We start from the raw sequence: 19,113 nt of genomic DNA, 5'->3' as shown, positions 1-19,113 counted from the left end.
CGCGGGGACCGTGGCGGGGGCGGGGGTGCTGGGGACGGCGTGCTGTGCGCTGCTGGCCGTGGCGGTCCGCCGGACCGAATGCCAAGACGGTGCTGACCAGCATGTGACCGGCCGGTAAGGTCTGGTGCCGTGCCGAAGCCCCTCAGTCTTCCCTTCGACCCCATCGCCCGCGCCGACGAACTCTGGAAGCAGCGCTGGGGAAACGTGCCGTCCATGGCCGCGATCACCTCGATCATGCGCGCCCACCAGATCCTCCTCGCCGAGGTCGACGCGGTCGTCAAGCCCTACGGACTGACCTTCGCGCGCTACGAGGCCCTGGTCCTGCTCACCTTCTCCAAGGCCGGCGAGCTGACCATGTCCAAGATCGGCGAGCGTCTGATGGTCCACCCCACGTCGGTCACCAACACGGTCGACCGCCTGGTGAAATCGGGCCTCGTGGACAGAAAGCCCAACCCCAACGATGGGCGCGGCACGCTGGCCGTCATCACGGAAAAGGGCCGCGAGGTCGTCGAATCCGCCACCCGCGACCTCATGGCCATGGACTTCGGACTGGGCGTGTACGACGCGGAGGAGTGCGCCGAACTCTTCGCGATGCTGAGGCCACTACGGGTGGCCGCGCACGACTTCGACGAGGACTGACGGACACGCCGGGGCCCTTCAGGGGCGCCGGAAGATCGTTCGAAACCGGCGGTTACGCTCGTACCCATGAAAAAGAGCGTGCTGACCCGCTACCGCGTCATGGCCTACGTCACCGGCGTGCTGCTCGTCCTGCTGACCCTGGGCGTCATCGCCAAGTACCTGCTCGAGATGGACGGCGCGGACAGCTTCACGAGCGTCGTCGGCATCGCCCATGGCTGGCTCTACGTCATCTACCTGGTCTTCGCCTTCGACCTGGGTTCCAAGGCCAAGTGGCCGGTCAAGAAGCAGCTCTGGGTCCTGCTCGCAGGAACGATTCCGACGGCCGCCTTCTTCGTGGAGCGCAAGATCACTCACGAGCTCGAGGGCCAGGTCGCCGAGGACGGCGCGGCCGTCGCCAAGGCGTAACTCCACCGCTGCGAGTGAGCTCGCGGCGGTTCTCCATCGACATTTACTAGGACGTCCTAGTAAATTTGAAGCATGGACGCTGACGCCATCGAAGAGGGCCGCCGACGGTGGCAGGCCCGGTACGACGCCTCGCGTAAGCGGGAGGCGGACTTCACCACGTTGTCCGGGGATGCCGTGGAGCCGGTGTACGGGCCTCGGGTGGGGGACCGGTATGAGGGGTTCGAGCGGATCGGGTGGCCGGGGGAGTATCCGTTCACGCGGGGGCTCTATCCGACCGGGTACCGGGGGCGCACGTGGACCATTCGGCAGTTCGCCGGGTTCGGGAACGCCGAGCAGACCAACGAGCGGTACAAGAAGATCCTCGCCAACGGGGGCGGCGGTCTGTCCGTCGCTTTTGACATGCCGACCCTCATGGGGCGGGACTCCGACGACCCCCGGTCGCTCGGGGAGGTCGGGCACTGCGGGGTGGCCATCGACTCGGCCGCCGACATGGAGGTGCTGTTCAAGGACATCCCGCTCGGGGACGTCACCACCTCCATGACCATCAGTGGGCCCGCCGTGCCCGTCTTCTGCATGTATCTCGTCGCCGCCGAGCGGCAGGGCGTCGATCCCGGGGTGCTCAACGGCACTCTCCAGACCGACATCTTCAAGGAGTACATCGCGCAGAAGGAGTGGCTCTTCCAGCCCGAGCCCCATCTGCGGCTCATCGGGGATCTGATGGAGTACTGCGCGGCCGGTATTCCTGCGTACAAGCCGCTCTCCGTCTCCGGCTACCACATCCGGGAAGCGGGATCGACGGCCGCCCAGGAGCTCGCCTACACGCTCGCCGACGGATTCGGGTACGTGGAGCTGGGGCTGAGTCGCGGACTCGACGTCGAGGTCTTCGCGCCCGGGCTCTCCTTCTTCTTCGACGCCCACGTCGATTTCTTCGAGGAGATCGCCAAGTTCCGCGCGGCCCGCAGGATCTGGGCGCGGTGGATGCGGGACGTGTACGGGGCGCAGAGCGACAAGGCGCAGTGGCTGCGGTTCCACACCCAGACCGCCGGGGTGTCGCTGACCGCGCAGCAGCCGTACAACAACGTCGTACGGACGGCCGTCGAGGCGCTCGCGGCCGTGCTCGGCGGCACCAACTCCCTGCACACCAACGCCCTCGACGAGACCCTCGCGCTCCCGTCCGAGCAGGCCGCGGAGATCGCGCTGCGGACCCAGCAGGTACTCATGGAGGAGACCGGGGTCGCCAACGTGGCGGATCCGCTGGGTGGTTCGTGGTACGTGGAGCAACTGACCGACCGTATCGAGGCCGACGCCGAGAAGATCTTCGAGCAGATCAGGGAGCGCGGGCTGCGGGCCCATCCCGACGGGCGGCATCCCATCGGTCCCATCACCTCCGGCATCCTGCGCGGCATCGAGGACGGCTGGTTCACCGGCGAGATCGCCGAGTCCGCGTTCCAGTACCAGCGGTCCGTGGAGAAGGGCGACAAGAGGGTGGTGGGCGTCAACGTCCACCACGGCTCCGTCACCGGCGACCTGGAGATCCTGCGGGTCAGCCACGAGGTGGAGCGGGAGCAGGTGCGCGCGCTGGGCGCCCGCAAGGGCGCGCGGGACGAGGCCGCGGTACGCACCGCGCTCGACACGATGCTCGCGGCCGCGCGGGACGGCGGCAACATGATCGGGCCGATGCTGGACGCCGTACGGGCCGAAGCGACCCTCGGTGAGATCTGCGGGGTGCTACGGGACGAGTGGGGCGTCTATACGGAGCCCGCGGGGTTCTGAGCCCGCACCGACCCCGAGCGGACAGGGCGGCTCAAGCGTCGGGCGCGGTGCGGGTGGCCGCCCGCAGAACCGCGGCCCCCGCAGGCGTCAACGTGTGCAGCACCGTCGTCGCGTGCCGATGGCTGGTGATCAGCCCTGCCTCCCGCAGGGTCGTGGTGTGCTTGCTCGCGGACGACGCGGAGATGCCTGTGACGCGAGCGATCTCGCCGGTCGTGGCTCCCGCGGCGGTGGCCCGCAACACCCCGGCCCGCGCGCGCCCGAGCAGTGCCGTGAGGGGTGCACCGGCGTTCGCGGCCACGGTGGCGAGCGGGGGGCGTCCCGGGGCGGCGCGGTGGACCGGGTAGACCAGGACGGGCGGCAGTTCCGGGTCGGCGAGGGTGGTCGGATTCTGCGCGGCGAAGTAGGACGGGATCAGCACCAGCCCTCGCCCGTTCAGATGGAGGTCCCGGTCCGCGACCGTGAACGAGACGTGCAGGACCGGCGGCCGCCAGCACATGGCGGGTCCGAGGCTCGCCAGCATCCCCCCGATACCGCCATCGAGGGCGTGCCGGCAGCGGAGGGCCCGCTCGGCGTCCATGCGTGCCTGCATCCGCTCGGCGTACGGAGCGACGGCGACGTCGTAATAGGTGCGCAGCGCCGCCGCGAGTTCCTGCCTCGCCTCTTTCTCGGCGATGCGGGGCGCCCAGGAGGGGGCGCCCACCCTGCGGTCGAAGATCGCCATTTCCTTCAGAACCCGGTCTGGCGATGTGGCGACCATGCCTTCGAGACCGCCGTCGAGTTCCTCATCAGCGTCCTGACCCGGCGTGAGGAAGTCGGGAAAATAGGCGGCCCTGGGAAAGAGCGGCAGTAAGAACTTCTGCAGCAGGCTTCCGATTCCTCGATCCGCGATGCGCTCGCGGGTCGATCTGTGCCATTCCGCATGGAACCAGCGGCCTCGTTTCGTCTGGAGGCGGTGCAGGCTCGTGGTGATCTCCCACATCGGGTCGGGTGAGCGGGCAACGCGTGTCCGGGCGAGGTCGGCGTCCGTGAAATGAATGCGGAGCATTTCATTCCTCCCCTGTACCTGCGCTTTTTCTATGAGATTCAGCATCATGGACCGCTCTCGCATCGGCGGGCAATGCTGTACCGGTCAGCTCAGGCCAGTCATGCGCAACATGGCCGGATCGGCTTCCGGAAAGGACCGGGCGAGACTCTTTTGCCGGTTCTAGGAATTCGGGCGCCATGAACGGCCGATGCATTCTGGCCATATCGGAAGGAGAAATGCGTGAAGAGACTCTTGTCAGTCGCGGCGGGAGCGGTCCTGGCGGTCGCCGGTCTGGCCGGAACGTCCGCGGCCTCGTCGGGTGGCGTCGCCGGTACGTCCGCCGCCCTGCCCTCGAGCGTGGCGATAGCGGCCGCGCCCGCCGGCTGCGACTCGGGGAACCTCTGTTTCTGGAACGGTGAGAACTACACGGGCGCCGGACCGGGCGAGTTGTCCGGACGGAACTCGAACTGGGGGGTGTTCGGCCAGAGCGCCTGCCCGAACGGCACCTGGAGCGACTGTGCCTCCTCCGCCTACAACAACGGGGTCAGCTGTAACGCGGTCATGTGGACCGGGACGAACTACAGCGGCGGCTTCTACCGGTTGTCCCGCGGTTCCGGTGAGACCCAGTTCGCCTCCTCGCACAACAACAACTTCTCGTCCAACAGCTGGATCTCGCCCAGCGACACGACCACCTCCGCGTGCGGCGGTCCCAACCCGTTCGACTGAGCGCGCCCGGGCGGTGTCCATGGGCACCGCCCGCCACTCGCGCCCATTTCCACGGACGGAACGCCGTGTGCGTCCAGAGAAGGGGACGGTCGTATGACACACCGCCGGAAGGCGACAAGCGCAGCCTTCTACGCCTGCGCCGTGGCGGCTGCTCTCGTGTTGACGGCATGCAGCGACTCCGGCTCGGCCCCGGCGCCCACGCCGGAACTCGGCCCGGCCGAGCTCGCGTTGCTCACGCGTTCGGGTGGCCAGGCGCTGGACGAGGCCCGGCTCTTCCACGCCGAGACCGAACTCATCGCGGCATGCATGACCGCCAAGGGCTTCCCCTACCGAGTCGACGCGTTCGCCCCGGCCACAGGCTCCTACGAGGAGCGGGAGATCGGCTTGGACACCCGGCGCCGCGAAGGCTACGGGCTGTATGCGAGGTTCTCGGCGGAGCGTGCCCGGAAGACGGCGGACACCGACGGTCCGACCAACGACCAGTACGTGGCCCGGCTGCCGGCCGGGGAAGCGGACGCGTATCTGCGAGCTCTGCGCGGCACTCCGGGGGACCTGCGGGAGATCAGGTTCGGCGCGGGCAGCACCGTCACCTTCTCGGCCGTGGGTTGCGAGGCGGACAGCCGCAGACGGCTGTTCGGCGACCTGGACGGCTGGGCGGCGGCGATGCACATCCCGCAGAACCTCGACGCCTCGCTCACGGACCAGGTGACCCGCGCCCCCCGGTACACGGCCGCCCTGCGCGACTGGCGGACGTGCATGAGGGAGAAGGGGCATCCCTACCCGACCCCCGAAGAGGCGAGCGAGCGTCTCAGCGCCGAGTTCCGCAACCGGGGCGCGACCGAGGAGTTGCGCCGACGGGAGATCGCGGTGGCGGTGGGAGACGGGGAGTGCGCCGCGCGGTTGCACATCCCGTCCACGGTGCTCTCGCTGCGCAAGCAGTACGCGGCCTCGCTGCCCGTCGCCGACAAGTCCAGGCTGCACAAGGTCGCCGAGATCTGGTCCAGGGCTGTGGCACGGGCCCGCGCCGTCAGCCCGACTGTGCGGTCCCATTCCACAACAGACGGCTGAGGCGACGGACTCGGCCGCCCGCGCCGGGCGGCCTCTCGTACTTACCGGGGTCCGGCCGAGGTCAGGCCCAGGAGGAGGACCTGGGTGAAGCCGCGCACCCACTCCTCGTCCGCCGGTTGCGCGCTGACCAGGGTGCGGTGCACCACCGTGCCGGCGACCATGTCGAAAATGAGGTCGATCGTGCGGGCGGTTTCCCCCGGATCGGATTCCGGGGGGAGCTCGCCGCGCGCCTCGGCGCGGGCGCGGCCCTCCAGGACGAGCCGCTTCTGGCGTTCGACGATCGACCAGCGGATGCGCTCGCGCAGGGCGTCGTCGTGGATGGACTCGGCCACGACCGACATCAGACCGCTCTTCGCCTCCGGACGGGCCAGGATCGCGGCGTACTGCAGGACCACGCCCTCGATGTCGGCGGCGAGGGTGCCGCAGTCGGGGAGTTCGAGCTCGTCGAAGAGCTCCGCCACCGCGTCGACGACCAGTTCGTTCTTGCCCGCCCAGCGACGGTAGATGGTGGTCTTCGCGACCCCCGCCCGCGCCGCCACGTCGCCCAGCGTGAGCTTGGACCAGCCCAGCTCCACCAGGGCCTCCCGGGTCGCCGCGAGGATCGCCGCGTCCGCGGCGGCGCTGCGGGGGCGTCCTGTGGCCCGCGGGGCGGGGGCGCGGCTCTGCATCCCACGACCATAACCGGCAATTCCTGTGAGGCCGTGAGGGAGATCACCGGGCTCCGGTGGCCGCGAGGCGCCCGATGCCATTACGCTACGACCCGTAGCGAAACCACTGGCGTGGGGTGGGGACCCGGCGCTCGGCAGTACAGAAGCGGTACCGGCTTTCTCAACGCTTTTCACTTGCGCCCGCGGACGGGGGAGGATAGACGCATGCAGCCACGGAACATGTCCATGAGCGGAGTCGTCGACCTCGCCGCGGTGAAGGCGGCCCAGGAGGCCAAGGAGAAGGCGGAGCAGGCGCGCGCCGCAGCGGCCCGGCAGGGCGGCGGCGCCGGAGGCGTCTCGCCGGCCGATCTCGTCATCGACGTCGACGAGGCCGGGTTCGAGCGGGATGTCCTGCAGCGCTCCACCGAGGTGCCGGTCGTCATCGACTTCTGGGCCGAGTGGTGCGAGCCCTGCAAGCAGCTGAGCCCGGTGCTGGAGCAGCTCGTCGTCGAGTACAACGGGCGCCTCCTCCTCGCCAAGATCGACGTCGACGCCAACCAGATGTTGATGCAGCAGTTCGGGGTCCAGGGGATCCCCGCCGTCTTCGCGGTGGTGGCCGGACAGGCCCTGCCGCTCTTCCAGGGCGCCGCCGGCAAGGAGCAGATCCAGCAGACCCTGGACCAGCTGGTGCAGGTCGCCGAGGAGCGCTTCGGGCTCACCGGGATCACGGTGGACCCGGACGCCGGGCCCGCAGCCGCACAGGCCGCCGAGCCCGCGATGCCGGTCGGACCCTACGACGCGCTGCTCGAGGCCGCCGTACAGGCCCTGGACGCGGGGGACTTCGGCGGTGCGGTGCAGGCGTACAAGAACGTACTGAGCGACGACCCGGGCAACACGGAGGCCAAACTCGGCCTCGCCCAGGCCGAGTTGCTCCATCGGGTGCAGGGTCTGGACCCGCAGCGGGTCCGCGAGGACGCCGCCGAGAAGCCGGCCGATGCGGCCGCGCAGATCGCCGCGGCCGACCTGGATCTGGTGGGCGGGCATGTGGATGACGCCTTCGGGCGGCTCATCGACACCGTGCGGCGCACGTTCGGTGACGACCGCAATGCCGTACGTGTGCGGCTGTTGGAGCTCTTCGAGGTCGTCGGGGCCGATGATCCGCGGGTGATCGCGGCGCGTCGGGCGCTGGCGCGGGCCCTGTTCTAGGGGAGGGGCCCCGACCGGGGCGGGAGCCCCGTTCTGACCAGTCCCTAAACACCCGGGTATGTGGTGCCCGAGTGAAAGATTCGACGATGAGAGGCCACTGCGGCCGCGCTTTACCAAATCTTGGTAATCGCGGCCGCTGTTACTTCCAGTAAGTTTCAGGCGTTGATCTGTCGGATTCTGTCCGATCATCAACAACTTTGTCCGGCCACTACGCGCCACCCAGAGTCGTCGGCCGAGACCAGCGGGTCGTTGTTCGGTTATCCGGCCGTTACTACCGAGTAACGAAGCCCCTTGTGCGGGCGGCGAGAATGCACCACGATCGGCGACGCTCGGTCCATTCCCCGCACCCCGACAGCCGGTCGGGCCCGCGGGAACTCCTGGGTCCCCACCGAGCAGAGCAGGCAGCAGTGGTGCCTGCTCTTGGGCAGGGGGGTCTTCGCCTTCCGGTGAAGCCTGTCCAGCAAGGTTGTGCGTGATGTGCTTCAGGCGCGACCAGTGGTTGTCGCTCGGGGGTGATCGCCGGTGATCGGTGCGCGGTTCGCGCCTCCGAGTACGGGCGCTCCCCTTCCCGAGGACGTAGCACTTCTCCCATCCCTGCCCGGCTGAGCCGTCATGTTCGACAGGGGCAGTCAGGGCCAGGAGATGTACGTCCGAGAAGGAGGAAATATGGAGTCCCAGGTGCGTGGCGGGACCAGATGGAAGCGGTTCGCCGTCGTGATGGTGCCCAGCGTGGCCGCCACGGCTGCGATAGGTGTCGCCCTCGCGCAGGGCGCTCTCGCCGCGTCGTTCAGTGTGTCGGGCCAGTCGTTCAAGGTCACCGCGGACAAGCTCGTCGGTACGGGCTTCTCCCAGTACGGTGCGCTTGACACGGGTTACACCCTCGATGGCAAGAAGACGGCTCACGCCGTCGCGGTCTCGGGGTTCAAGTCGGCCTCGATCACCGGTATGTGCCAGTCCGTGGTCACGCCGAACATCCCGATCCTCGGGTCGGTCAGCCTGGTTCTGAAGGCGGGCGGCGGCGGTACTCCCGTCCAGGCCGAGAACCTGTACATCGACGTCGAAGAGCTCGAGGCCGACGCGACCTTCGAGAACATCGACATCGGTGTGGCCGCCAAGGACGCCAGCAAGGGTCCGGGCATGAAGGGTGGCGGCGAGCAGGCCAACCCCTTCGGCTTCGCCCAGCAGGCCGACAAGGCCACGCTGACCGATGTGAAGCAGACGGCGTGGGCCACCACCGCCGGAACCTTCAAGCTCAGCGGCCTGAAGATGTCGCTGTCGTCAGGTGTCAAGGAGTGCTACTAAGCACTCGCTGACGGGCGGGGGAGCCGATGGCGCCCCCGCCCGTCCACTGTGAAGCGCGGTTCTTCACGTGCCGTACAACTCACCACCACAGCAACGCCGCACCAGGGAGCTGTTTTCCATGAGCGCCGAGACTCCTGCCGTACCCGGCCACGACGAGCACTACATCCGGGTCATCAAGCGGAAGTTCCGCGCCTGGCGGGGCGACCGGCCGTTCTGGGCCGGCCTGTTCGTCCTTCTGGGCGGAATCCCCATCGCGTACTTCCCTTACGCACACCTCCAGATCGGTCACCTGACCCTCGCGATGGCCACCACCGCGGGCGCCGGGTCGCTGATCATCGGCGTGCTGCTGGTCGTCCTCGGCGTCAGCCTCTGGTTCCAGAAGCACGTCCGCACCTTCGCGGGCGTGGCGGCGATCCTGCTGGCCCTGGTCTCCATCCCCGTGTCCAACCTCGGCGGCTTCCTCGTCGGCTTCCTCCTCGCCCTCGTCGGCGGGGCGATGGCCGTGGCCTGGGTACCCGGCGAGCCGCCGGTGCAGGAGCCGGGCCAGGGGGACACCGCGGGTGAGGGCAACGCCCCCGAGGGTGCGGTTCCCACGCTCACCAAGGACGCGTACGACGTCGGTGAGCCGAACGATCTGTCAGGAACGAGCCCGGCGAACGGGGCGAACGGGAGGCACAGTGCCGGCTGACGAGGTGACCCACGGGACTGATGTGGAGGAGTCCCGTGCGAGAACCGGGCCGCGGCATGCGGCGCCCAAGAAGCCGCTGTTCACCCGCTTCCACATGCCCGCCGGCAAGGCGATAGCCCTGGCGGCGATGCCGACCGCGGTCCTCATGGGGATGGGGTTCACGCCGACGCTCGCCAACGCGGAGGACCAGCCCACCTCCAAGAGCCTGACGGCCGACGAGTACAAGGACTGCGTCGCGGCCCTGGAGGACGACGCTTCGGCGTCCGCCTCGCCGTCGCCGTCGGCATCCGCCAGTGACTCCGACGACGCGGAGGCGACACCCTCGGCGTCCGCTTCCCCGGGCTCCGACTCGGGTGGCGACTCCTCGTCGGATTCAGGTTCCGACGACGAGGCCGAGCCCACGCCGTCGGCGTCCGCCAGTTCGTCCTCGGCGAGCTCCAACGACGCCCAGTCCGGTGCCACCGCCACGCCCTCGCCCTCCGAGAGCAGCGGGAACGTGCTGGAGGAGATCGGCGACGCCATCGAGGGCATCTTCACGGGCGGTGAGAGCGCCTCGCCGTCCGCGAGCGCCAGCCCGACGCCGTCGGCCTCGGCCTCGGAGAGTTCCTCCGACGACAGCAAGGACGACGACGCGTCCGACGCCGTCAAGGACACCACCGGCAAGGTCGCCGACACGGTCGAGGACACCGTGAAGGACACGACCGACGCGGCCTCCAAGGCCGCCGAGGACACCACCAAGGCGGTCGAGAAGGCGGCCGAGGCGGCCACCGCCAGCCCGTCGCCGAGCTCCACCACGGACGTCGACGACTGCCCGGTCGCCACCGACGCGGAGGGCGGCGTGGACAACGCCGTGCCGCTGCCGGCCGAACCCTGGTACCTGAACGCCAGCTCCCTGCTGCTGAAGGGCGCCGACTACAAGGGCATCGTCAAGGTGCGCACGGCCGACGGCACCGTCAAGGAGGTGCTGAAGTACGTCATCTCCGACGGCACCGACATCGGCGACCTGCACCAGACGGTGAAGGACGAGCAGTCCGGCAAGACCTACCACGTGCAGGCGGCCAAGGGCTCGACCTCCACTATCCGCGACGGCGACACGGTGATGTACACGGAGAGCATCTCCGGCAACCTGCTGGGGCTGATCCCGATCACGTTCAGCCCGGAGAGCCCGCCGCCGCTGAACATCCCGCTGATCTACTTCACCAAGGTGACGGTCGTGCAGGCCGGCCAGTTCGGCGGCACCCTGCACGTGCCGGGACTGCACAGCTACCAAACCAACTGAGCGCCGCCACAGGCCCGTTCGGGAGCCGCAACACGCCTGAGGGCGCCCCCTGATCCAGGGGGCGCCCTCAGCGCCGTACACAGGCCTTCTCGGCCGTCGGGGCCCCCGGAGAGGCCCCGGGGTCCTACTTCTGGCCGCCCAGGTGGTGGACGCGGAGCATGTTGGTGGTGCCGGGGATGCCGGGGGGCGAGCCGGCGGTGATGATGACGATCTCGCCCGGGTTGAAGCGGTTGATCTTGGCGATCTCCTGGTCGACCATGTCGACCATTTCGTCGGTGCTGTTCACGAACGGCACGACGTGCGACTCGACGCCCCAGCTGAGCGTCAGCTGATTGCGGGTGCTCTCGTCGGTGGTGAAGGCGACGATCGGCTGGACCGCGCGGTAACGCGACAGACGACGGGCGGTGTCGCCGGACTGGGTGAACGCCACCAGGCCCCGGCCGCCGAGGAAGTCCGCGATCTCACACGCGGCACGCGCGATCGAACCGCCCTGCGTGCGGGGCTTCTTGCCGGGGACGAGCGGCTGCAGGCCCTTGCTGAGCAGCTCCTGCTCGGCCGCGGTGACGATCTTCGACATCGTCTTGACGGTCTCGATCGGGTACGCGCCCACGCTCGACTCGGCGGACAGCATGACCGCGTCCGCGCCGTCCAGGATCGCGTTGGCCACGTCGGAGGCCTCGGCGCGGGTGGGGCGGGAGTTGGTGATCATCGACTCCATCATCTGGGTCGCCACGATCACCGGCTTGGCGTTGCGGCGGCACAGCTCGATGAGGCGCTTCTGCACCATCGGGACCTTCTCGAGCGGGTATTCGACGGCGAGGTCACCACGGGCGACCATCACGGCGTCGAACGCCATCACGACGTCCTCCATGTTCTCCACCGCCTGCGGCTTCTCCACCTTGGCGATGACGGGGACCCGGCGGCCCTCCTCGTCCATCACCTTGTGGACGTCGGCCACGTCCTTGGCGTCGCGGACGAAGGACAGCGCGACCATGTCGGCGCCCATGCGCAGCGCGAAACGGAGGTCCTCGACGTCCTTCTCCGACAGCGCCGGCACGTTGACGGCCGCGCCGGGCAGGTTGATGCCCTTGTGGTCGGAGACGACACCGCCCTCGATGACGATCGCCTTGACCCGGGGGCCCTCGACGTCCAGGACCTTCAGCTCGACGTTGCCGTCGTTGATGAGGATCTGGTCGCCGCGCGAGACGTCGCCCGGCAGGCCCTTGTAGGTGGTCCCGCAGATCTGCTTGTCACCCGGGACGTCCTCGGTCGTGATGACGAACTCGTCACCGCGCTCCAGCTCCACCGGGCCCTCGGCGAAGGTCTCCAGGCGGATCTTGGGGCCCTGAAGGTCGGCGAGGACACCGATGGCCCGGCCGGTCTCCTTGGCGGCGGCACGGACGCGGTCGTACCGCCCCTGGTGTTCGGCGTGCGTGCCGTGGCTGAAGTTGAAGCGGGCCACGTTCATGCCGGCTTCGATCAGGGACACGAGCATTTCGTGGGAGTCGACCGCGGGGCCGAGAGTACAGACGATTTTCGAACGGCGCATGGGGCGATCCTATCGGTTTGTTTCGCTACGGAATATTCCGTCTGGTGGAAGATACAAATGGGCGCCTATCTGCTCAGGCGTGTTACTGCCGTGTATTACTTCCGACCAGCGCGTAGGTCTGTGTGGCGATCTCCAGTTCTTCGTCGGTGGGCACGACGGCCACGGCCACGCGCGCGTGCTCCGGCGAGATCAGCCGCGGTTCGTCGCTCCGTACGGCGTTGAGCTCGCTGTCCACCGTGAGGCCCAGCTCCTCCAGGCCCGACACCGCAGCCTCCCGCACCGGACTCGCGTTTTCCCCGACGCCCGCTGTGAAGGCGACCGCATCCACCCGGCCGAGCACCGCGTAATAGGCGCCTATGTACTTCTTCAAACGGTGAATGTAGATGTCGAAGGCGAGTTGCGCCTGTTCGTCACCCTCGTCCACTCGGCGGCGGATCTCCCGCATGTCGTTGTCCCCGCACAGCCCGATCAACCCGCTCTTCTTGTTGAGAAGAGTGTCGATCTCGTCCGTGGACATTCCGCCAACACGCATCAAATGGAAGATGACGGCCGGATCCACGTCTCCGGAGCGCGTACCCATCACGAGCCCCTCCAAAGGCGTCAGCCCCATGGACGTGTCCACGCACCGGCCCTTCTCGACCGCCGAGGCCGAGGCCCCGTTGCCCAGGTGCAGCACGATGACATTGACCTCCTCCGGCGCCTTGCCCAGCAGCTCCGCGGTGGCCCGGGCGACGTACGCGTGCGAGGTGCCGTGGAAGCCGTAGCGCCGGATGCGGTGCTCGTCGGCGGTGGCGACGTCGATCGCGTACCGGGCGGCCGACTCCGGCATCGTCGTGTGGAAGGCGGTGTCGAAGACGGCGACCTGGGGCAGGTCGGGGCGCAGCGCCCGGGCGGTGCGGATGCCGGTGAGGTTGGCAGGGTTGTGCAGCGGGGCGACCGGGATCAGCCGCTCGATCTCGGCGAGCACGGCGTCGTCGACGACGGTGGGCGCGGTGAACGACTGCCCGCCGTGCACGACCCGGTGACCGATGGCGGCCAGCTCGGGGGAGTCGAGCCCGAGTCCGTCCTTGGCCAGCTCTTCCGATACGGCCTTCAGGGCCGCCTCGTGATCGGGGATCGGCCCGGTCCACTCACGGGAGTCGCCCGTGGTGAGGGGCGTGTGCCTGAGCCGCGAGGATTCCTCGCCGATGCGCTCGACGAGACCCGAGGCCAGCCGGCTGCTGTCCCGCATGTCGAGCAGCTGGTACTTCACCGACGAGGAGCCGGAGTTGAGGACGAGGACACGGGTGCCGCGGGGCGAGCTCACTGCTGGGACGCCTTCTCGGTGGGGGACGGGGCGGGGGACTGGGCCTGGATCGCCGTGATGGCGACGGTGTTGACGATGTCCTGGACGAGCGCGCCCCGGGACAGGTCGTTGACCGGCTTGCGCAGACCCTGGAGCACCGGACCGACGGCGATCGCGCCGGCCGAACGCTGCACGGCCTTGTAGGTGTTGTTGCCCGTATTGAGGTCCGGGAAGATCAGAACCGTTGCCTGCCCGGCCACCTCGGACTCCGGCAGCTTGGTCGCCGCGACGGTGGGTTCGACGGCGGCGTCGTACTGGATCGGCCCCTCGATCCTCAGCTCGGGCCGCCGCAGCCGTACCAGCTCGGTCGCCTCGCGCACCTTGTCCACGTCGGCGCCCGAACCCGACGTACCCGTCGAGTACGACAGCATCGCGATCCGCGGGTCCACCCCGAACTGCCCGGCGGTCGCGGCCGCCTGGACGGCGATGTCGGCCAACTGCTCGGCGTCGGGGTCCGGGTTGACCGCGCAGTCGCCGTAGACGAGGACCCTGTCGGCGAGGCACATGAAGAAGACGGACGAGACGATGTCGGCGTCCGGCTTGGTCTTGATGATCTCGAAGGCGGGCCGGATGGTCGCGGCGGTGGAGTGCACGGAGCCGGAGACCATGCCGTCGGCGAGCCCCTCCTGCACCATCAGCGTCCCGAAGTAGTTCACATCGGTGACGACGTCGTACGCCAGCTCCACCGTCACGCCCTTGTGGGCGCGCACGGTCGCGTACTTCTCGGCGAAGGAGTCGCGCAGCTCGCTGGTGGCCGGGTCGATCAGCTGGGCGTGGCCGAGGTCGATGCCGAGGTCGGCGGCCTTCTTGCGGATCTGGTCGACGGGGCCGAGCAGGGTGAGTTCACAGACCCCGCGGCGCAGCAGCACCTCGGCGGCGTGCAGGACGCGGGGCTCGGTGCCCTCGGGCAGGACGACGCGGCGCTTGTCGGAGCGGGCCTGCTCCAGGAGCTTGTGCTCGAACATCATCGGAGTGACGCGGTCGCTGCTCGGTGCCGAGACCCGCTTGAGCAGGTCGCCGCTGTCGATGTACCGCTCGAAGAGGCCGAGCGCGGTCTCCGCCTTGCGCGGCGTGGCCGCGTTCAACTTCCCTTCCAGGGAGAAGAGTTGCTCGGCCGTCGGGAAGCTGTTGCCGGGTACCGAGAGCACCGGGGTGCCGGGGGCGAGGCGGGCGGCGAGGGTGAGGACGTCGTCGTTCGGCACCTCGCCCAGGGTGAGCAGCACACCGGCTATCGGCGGGGTGCCGGCGCTGTGCGCGGCGAGCGAGCCGACGACCAGGTCGGCGCGGTCGCCCGGGGTGACGACGAGACAGCCCGGGGTCAGGGCGCCGAGGAAGTTCGGCAGCATGGCGCCGCCGAAGACGAAGCCGAGCGCGTCCCGGGCGAGCCCCGAGTCGTCGCCGAGCAGCACCTTGGCGCCGAGGGACTGGCCGATCTGCGCGACGGTCGGCGCGGACAGGGCGGGCTCGTCGGGCACGACGTAGCAGGGCACGGGCAGCCGGGAGGAGTCGAGCCGCTCGGCGATGAGGTCCCGGTCCTCGCGGGCGACCCGGTTGGTGACCATGGCGAGGACGTCGCAGCCCAGGCCGTCGTAGGCGCGATACGCGTTGCGGGTCTCGGCGAGCACCGACTCGGCGGGCTGCTTGCGGCCGCCGACGACGGGGATGACGGACGCCCCGAACTCGTTGGCGAGCCGGGCGTTGAGCGAGAGCTCGTCGGGGAGCTGGGTGTCGGCGAAGTCCGTCCCGAGGACGAGGACGACGTCGTAGTCACGGGCGACGAGGTGGAAGCGGTCGACGAGCGTCGAGACCAGCTCGTCCGTCCCCTGTTCGGCCTGGAGCGTGGACGCCTCGTGGTAGTCCATGCCGTAGACCGTCCTGGGGTCCTGGGAGAGGCGGTAGCGGGCGCGCAGCAACTCGAACAGGCGATCGGGACTGTGGTGGACGAGGGGCCGGAAGACACCCACCCGGTCGACCTGCCGGGTCAGGAGTTCCATGACCCCCAGCTCGACGACCTGGCGGCCGTCGCCGCGGTCGATTCCGGTCACGTACACGCTGCGGGTCACGCGTGCTCTCCGTTCGAAAGAGGGGGCACAAAAATCGCCCACCGAGGTGAGCAGAACCCTCTTGACAATACCTCTCGCGCTGGATAAGGCGCCCGTCAGGAGTGGAGGCGGCAGTGCGGTGTGGGACGTGAAACAATCGGACTGGCTCACCGGTATCAACAGCGAGCAGGAGACACAGCACGATGCGTATCGGAGTTCTCACCGCAGGCGGCGACTGCCCCGGCCTGAACGCAGTGATCCGGTCGGTCGTGCACCGCGCGGTCACGCAGTACGGCGACGAGGTGATCGGCTTCGAGGACGGCTACGCGGGTCTCCTGGACAGCCACTACCGCAGCCTCGACCTGGACGCGGTGAGCGGCATCCTGGCCCGCGGCGGCACGATCCTCGGCTCCTCCCGTCTGGAGCGCGACCGCCTCCGCGAAGCCTGCGAGAACGCGCCCGACATCGCCCGTGACTTCGGTATCGACGCGCTGATCCCGATCGGCGGCGAGGGCACGCTGACGGCGGCGCGGATGCTGTCGGACGCGGGCCTCCCGGTCGTGGGCGTCCCGAAGACGATCGACAACGACATCTCCTCGACGGACCGGACCTTCGGTTTCGACACGGCGGTAGGGGTCGCCACGGAGGCCATGGACCGCCTCAAGACGACGGCCGAGTCCCACCAGCGGGTGATGGTCGTCGAGGTCATGGGCCGCCACGCGGGCTGGATCGCGCTGGAGTCCGGCATGGCGGCCGGCGCGCACGGCATCTGCCTGCCCGAGCGCCCCTTCGACCCGGCCGACCTGGTCAAGATGGTCGAGGAGCGCTTCTCCCGCGGCAAGAAGTTCGCCGTCATCTGCGTCGCCGAGGGCGCGCACCCCGCCGAGGGCTCCATGGACTACGGCAAGGGCGACATCGACCAGTTCGGCCACGAGCGCTTCCAGGGCATCGGTACGGCGCTGGCGTACGAGCTGGAGCGACGGCTCGGCAAGGAGGCCAAGCCGGTCATCCTGGGGCACGTCCAGCGAGGTGGCGTACCGACGGCGTACGACCGCGTCCTGGCCACCCGCTTCGGGTGGCACGCGGTGGAGGCCGCGCACCGGGGTGAGTTCGGGCGGATGACGGCGCTGCGCGGGACGGATGTCGTGATGGTGCCGCTCGCGGAGGCGGTGACCGAGTTGAAGACGGTGCCGAAGGACCGGATGGACGAGGCGGAGTCGGTCTTCTAAGGGCTGGTCAGGGCTGGCCAGGGCTGGTCTGTGAGGTGTTTTTCGGGGGACTTTCAGCCAGTGAATTGCTGGACGTTCGTCCAGAAGTGATCGACGATCCGGTCCAGGAAGTCCCGGCCCGAGTGGCTCGAATCGCCTGCCGCGCTGCCTTCTCCCCAGCTCAGCGTGGCGACCATCTGCCCCTGGTACTCCTGGTGCAGCCCCTGGAGGACATCCTCCAGGAGCCGCCGGTCCAGGGGCACGATCTTGCTCACGGGGCGGACGTACGCCTGCCAGCGCGTGGTGGCGGCGCTGCGGAGATGCTCGGTCAGTCGTGGCTCGCGGCCGGTGACGGTGACGAAGTCCGGCAGAGCCAGGTCCAGCACCTCGGCGAGGACGGCGGACTGACGGTCGTTGCCGCGCCAGTCGTTGTTCTCCTCCATGCGCAGATAGGCGAGGAGTTCGAGCCCCAGGGAATGGGCGACGTCCTCGGGGGCGAGGCCGCGCCTGATGCGGTGCTCGCGCAGGGTGCGCGGCTTGCCGATGAGTTCACCGGCGGAACACCACAACACGCCCGCGAGAGCCGTGAGTTCGGGGCTGGAGGGGTTCGTCGTGCCCCGTTCCCATGCGATGACGTGGTCCGGGGTGACATAGGGCAGCCCGTAGGAGGCCCGCATGCTGTAGGCGACATGTTCGGGGCCCATGTTCAGGGCGGTACGGAGGCGGCGGGCGGCGGGGGCGTTGAAGGGAGGGCCTGGCTGGTTCGGAAGGGCTGGGGGTCGGCGCACGGGGCACAACGTAGGGGTGTTGGGCTCCGGTTACTACGGTCTGTTCGGCCAGGATCACGGATTGTAGGAACGTACGGTTCAGGCCCCCGTCGGGGGTGGCTGAAGATCGTCTGTCGGGTGGGCGGGGGTGGTGGCGAGGATGGCGCGGAGTGGGTTGTTCCGGCGATCGGGAAGGTGCGTGGATCTTCGTGTACGAGGTGAATGGCAAGGTAGAGGGGCATATTCGCGAGCGCTTGCTGGCGCCGAACTTCTGGCACCTCGCGACGGTGGGGGCCGACGGGTCTCCGCAGGTCTCGCCCATGTGGGCGGATCTCGAAGGGGAGTACGTCATGGTCAACACGGCGATCGGGCGCGTGAAGGAGGAGAATCTTCGGCGCAATCCGAGCGTTTCGCTGTCGCACCATGACCCCGAGAACCCTTACGACCGGGTGGAGATCCGGGGACGGGTTGTGCGTTTCGTCGAGGGGGAGGAGGCGGAGTGGTCCATGGACCGGCTTACTCGCAAGTACATCGGGGAGGAGCGGTATCCGTGGCTGCTTGCCGGGGAGCGGCGGGTGATGTTGTTGATCGAGCCGGTGAAGGTGCGGAGAGTTGTGGGGGTTGAGCCGTTCCGGCCTGGGGTGCTGCCGGAGGCGGGGGCCGCGTCAGAGTAGGTGGTCGGCCTTGCCCGCCTTGATGTCCCGGATGAGGGTGGCGAGGGCTTCGTGGGTGTCGGTGAGGTACGTGTCCTCTTGGCCGGCGACCGGCGACCGGCGACCGGCGACCGGCGACCGGCGACCGGCGACCGGCGACCGGCGATGGCTGTGTAGGCGTTGCCTTGGGGGGCGGTGCCTGGGCGGAAGCAGTCGGCGCCCTCGCCGCAGAAGGGTGCTTCCCAGGTGATGTCCGGCAGGAGGGCTCTCAAGCGCTCCGCTGGACGTGCGGTGGACGGGTTGTTGTTCGTCTGCGGCGCCGTCGTGGCTGGTCGCGCCCACGCGGCGGCAGCCGCACATTGACACAGCCCCGCGCCCCTTCGGGGCGCTGCCGAACCGCAGTGGACTTCAGCCGGCCCGCTTAGAGGTCCTTGGCGAGCGTGCGGATGGAGTCGCGCGACGGACCGATCGGTTCGTGGGTTGCGCGGGGCGCCGCCTGAGTCGTCCTGGAGACGCATGAGCGGGAGGACATGATCGACGCTGCCGTCCAGGTCGTTGCCGAACTCGCCGCGTGCGCTTGCCGGTTCACGCCCGACGCCGAGGGGTGCGTGTCGCTGCGGTCCGGGGCGGGCGTTGCGGTTCCGGGACGGGGCGTTGTGGGTGATCTTCTACGACGGGCATCCCCGGCACCGTCATCCGCGGCTTGTGGAGGCTTGCGGTGGGCGGAGGCGGGCTGTGCTACGGGTGTTGGGGTGCGTGGTGCGGGCGTGCCGGGGATGCCCGTCGTAGAAG

The 19,113-nt window shown here is 69.1% G+C and carries 17 protein-coding genes and 1 pseudogene; 11 read left to right on the top strand and 7 right to left on the bottom strand.

From position 1 onward, the window contains the following. The first annotated feature begins 129 nt into the window (after positions 1-129). The 3 genes from TN53_RS37920 to TN53_RS37910 all read left to right on the top strand — a co-directional run bounded on the left by TN53_RS37920 (position 130) and on the right by TN53_RS37910 (position 2,817). Positions 130-639 carry a MarR family winged helix-turn-helix transcriptional regulator gene (locus TN53_RS37920; protein ID WP_046263392.1) on the top strand — a complete coding sequence of 170 codons (510 nt, stop codon included), beginning with the start codon at positions 130-132 and terminating at the stop codon, positions 637-639. A gap of 66 nt (positions 640-705) precedes the next feature. Further along, positions 706-1,044, top strand: a complete 339-nt coding sequence (locus TN53_RS37915; protein WP_046263391.1) for a DUF3817 domain-containing protein — start codon at positions 706-708, stop codon at positions 1,042-1,044. A gap of 72 nt (positions 1,045-1,116) precedes the next feature. After that, positions 1,117-2,817 carry an acyl-CoA mutase large subunit family protein gene (locus TN53_RS37910; protein ID WP_046263390.1) on the top strand — a complete coding sequence of 567 codons (1,701 nt, stop codon included), beginning with the start codon at positions 1,117-1,119 and terminating at the stop codon, positions 2,815-2,817. A gap of 31 nt (positions 2,818-2,848) precedes the next feature. Here the strand turns inward: TN53_RS37910 and TN53_RS37905 are convergent, their stop codons facing one another. Further along, positions 2,849-3,862: an ArsR/SmtB family transcription factor gene (locus TN53_RS37905; protein WP_046263389.1), complete on the bottom strand. Its 1,014-nt coding sequence runs from the start codon at positions 3,860-3,862 to the stop codon at positions 2,849-2,851. Between the two features lie 219 nt (positions 3,863-4,081). Here TN53_RS37905 and TN53_RS37900 point away from each other — a divergent pair, with 219 nt between their 5' ends. After that, positions 4,082-4,567, top strand: coding sequence for a peptidase inhibitor family I36 protein (locus TN53_RS37900; RefSeq protein WP_046263388.1), 486 nt, complete (start codon positions 4,082-4,084; stop codon positions 4,565-4,567). 93 nt (positions 4,568-4,660) lie between these two features. Further along, entirely contained in the window at positions 4,661-5,635 is a 975-nt protein-coding gene (locus tag TN53_RS37895) for a hypothetical protein (RefSeq protein ID WP_046263387.1), read from the top strand. A 41-nt stretch (positions 5,636-5,676) separates the two neighbouring features. On the opposite strand, the gene TN53_RS37890 is transcribed toward TN53_RS37895, so the two are convergent. Then, positions 5,677-6,303, bottom strand: a complete 627-nt coding sequence (locus tag TN53_RS37890) for a TetR/AcrR family transcriptional regulator (protein ID WP_046263386.1) — start codon at positions 6,301-6,303, stop codon at positions 5,677-5,679. A gap of 204 nt (positions 6,304-6,507) precedes the next feature. Here TN53_RS37890 and TN53_RS37885 point away from each other — a divergent pair, with 204 nt between their 5' ends. From TN53_RS37885 to TN53_RS37870, 4 genes are all read left to right on the top strand, one after another. Beyond that, a complete protein-coding gene (locus tag TN53_RS37885; protein WP_095046950.1) occupies positions 6,508-7,488 on the top strand; it encodes a tetratricopeptide repeat protein in 981 nt (326 codons plus the stop codon). Between the two features lie 666 nt (positions 7,489-8,154). After that, positions 8,155-8,790 carry a DUF6230 family protein gene (locus TN53_RS37880; RefSeq protein WP_046263384.1) on the top strand — a complete coding sequence of 212 codons (636 nt, stop codon included), beginning with the start codon at positions 8,155-8,157 and terminating at the stop codon, positions 8,788-8,790. Between the two features lie 118 nt (positions 8,791-8,908). Then, positions 8,909-9,478, top strand: a complete 570-nt coding sequence (locus TN53_RS37875) for a DUF6114 domain-containing protein (protein ID WP_046263383.1) — start codon at positions 8,909-8,911, stop codon at positions 9,476-9,478. Further along, on the top strand, positions 9,468-10,757 hold the full coding sequence (locus tag TN53_RS37870; protein ID WP_046263382.1) for a hypothetical protein: 1,290 nt from the start codon (positions 9,468-9,470) through the stop codon (positions 10,755-10,757). The genes TN53_RS37875 and TN53_RS37870 overlap by 11 nt, the downstream gene beginning before the upstream one ends. 124 nt (positions 10,758-10,881) lie before the next feature. On the opposite strand, the gene pyk is transcribed toward TN53_RS37870, so the two are convergent. The 3 genes from pyk to pta form a co-directional block, all read right to left on the bottom strand. Further along, positions 10,882-12,306 (bottom strand): pyruvate kinase, encoded by a 1,425-nt coding sequence (pyk, locus tag TN53_RS37865; RefSeq protein WP_046263381.1) that lies wholly within the window; start codon positions 12,304-12,306, stop codon positions 10,882-10,884. A gap of 82 nt (positions 12,307-12,388) precedes the next feature. Further along, complete coding sequence (locus TN53_RS37860; protein WP_046263380.1) at positions 12,389-13,612, bottom strand: acetate kinase; 1,224 nt, start codon at positions 13,610-13,612, stop codon at positions 12,389-12,391. Beyond that, complete coding sequence (pta, locus tag TN53_RS37855) at positions 13,609-15,714, bottom strand: phosphate acetyltransferase (protein WP_046263379.1); 2,106 nt, start codon at positions 15,712-15,714, stop codon at positions 13,609-13,611. Before pta ends, TN53_RS37860 begins: the two co-directional genes overlap by 4 nt. A 182-nt stretch (positions 15,715-15,896) precedes the next feature. Here pta and TN53_RS37850 point away from each other — a divergent pair, with 182 nt between their 5' ends. Continuing rightward, positions 15,897-16,922, top strand: a complete 1,026-nt coding sequence (locus TN53_RS37850) for an ATP-dependent 6-phosphofructokinase (protein ID WP_046263378.1) — start codon at positions 15,897-15,899, stop codon at positions 16,920-16,922. Positions 16,923-16,975: 53 nt separating this feature from the next. Here TN53_RS37850 and TN53_RS37845 read toward each other — a convergent pair whose 3' ends face one another. After that, positions 16,976-17,689: a helix-turn-helix transcriptional regulator gene (locus TN53_RS37845; RefSeq protein WP_324609645.1), complete on the bottom strand. Its 714-nt coding sequence runs from the start codon at positions 17,687-17,689 to the stop codon at positions 16,976-16,978. Between the two features lie 188 nt (positions 17,690-17,877). Here TN53_RS37845 and TN53_RS37840 point away from each other — a divergent pair, with 188 nt between their 5' ends. After that, a complete protein-coding gene (locus TN53_RS37840; RefSeq protein WP_199924725.1) occupies positions 17,878-18,342 on the top strand; it encodes a PPOX class F420-dependent oxidoreductase in 465 nt (154 codons plus the stop codon). Here TN53_RS37840 and TN53_RS48685 read toward each other — a convergent pair. Next, positions 18,334-18,581: pseudogene (locus TN53_RS48685) on the bottom strand (hypothetical protein). The gene TN53_RS37840 and the pseudogene TN53_RS48685 sit on opposite strands and share 9 nt — an antisense overlap. Between the last annotated feature and the right edge of the window lie 532 nt (positions 18,582-19,113).

This window comes from Streptomyces sp. WM6386, from assembly GCF_000972385.1.
In the GTDB taxonomy this organism is placed as follows: domain Bacteria; phylum Actinomycetota; class Actinomycetes; order Streptomycetales; family Streptomycetaceae; genus Streptomyces.
Note: the sequence above shows the minus strand (reverse complement) of the source record. Positions and strands in the feature narration are given on the sequence as shown.

Bases quoted from the DNA above. Each gene is read 5' to 3' on its own strand.
- TN53_RS37910 (WP_046263390.1), top strand. From the start codon at position 1,117: ATGGACGCTGACGCCATCGAAGAGGGCCGCCGACGGTGGCAGGCCCGG.
- TN53_RS37890 (WP_046263386.1), bottom strand. From the start codon at position 6,303: ATGCAGAGCCGCGCCCCCGCCCCGCGGGCCACAGGACGCCCCCGCAGC.
- TN53_RS37880 (WP_046263384.1), top strand. From the start codon at position 8,155: ATGGAGTCCCAGGTGCGTGGCGGGACCAGATGGAAGCGGTTCGCCGTC.
- TN53_RS37850 (WP_046263378.1), top strand. From the start codon at position 15,897: ATGCGTATCGGAGTTCTCACCGCAGGCGGCGACTGCCCCGGCCTGAAC.
- TN53_RS37875 (WP_046263383.1), top strand. From the start codon at position 8,909: ATGAGCGCCGAGACTCCTGCCGTACCCGGCCACGACGAGCACTACATC.
- pyk (WP_046263381.1), bottom strand. From the start codon at position 12,306: ATGCGCCGTTCGAAAATCGTCTGTACTCTCGGCCCCGCGGTCGACTCC.
- TN53_RS37915 (WP_046263391.1), top strand. From the start codon at position 706: ATGAAAAAGAGCGTGCTGACCCGCTACCGCGTCATGGCCTACGTCACC.
- TN53_RS37885 (WP_095046950.1), top strand. From the start codon at position 6,508: ATGCAGCCACGGAACATGTCCATGAGCGGAGTCGTCGACCTCGCCGCG.
- TN53_RS37895 (WP_046263387.1), top strand. From the start codon at position 4,661: ATGACACACCGCCGGAAGGCGACAAGCGCAGCCTTCTACGCCTGCGCC.
- TN53_RS37905 (WP_046263389.1), bottom strand. From the start codon at position 3,862: ATGCTCCGCATTCATTTCACGGACGCCGACCTCGCCCGGACACGCGTT.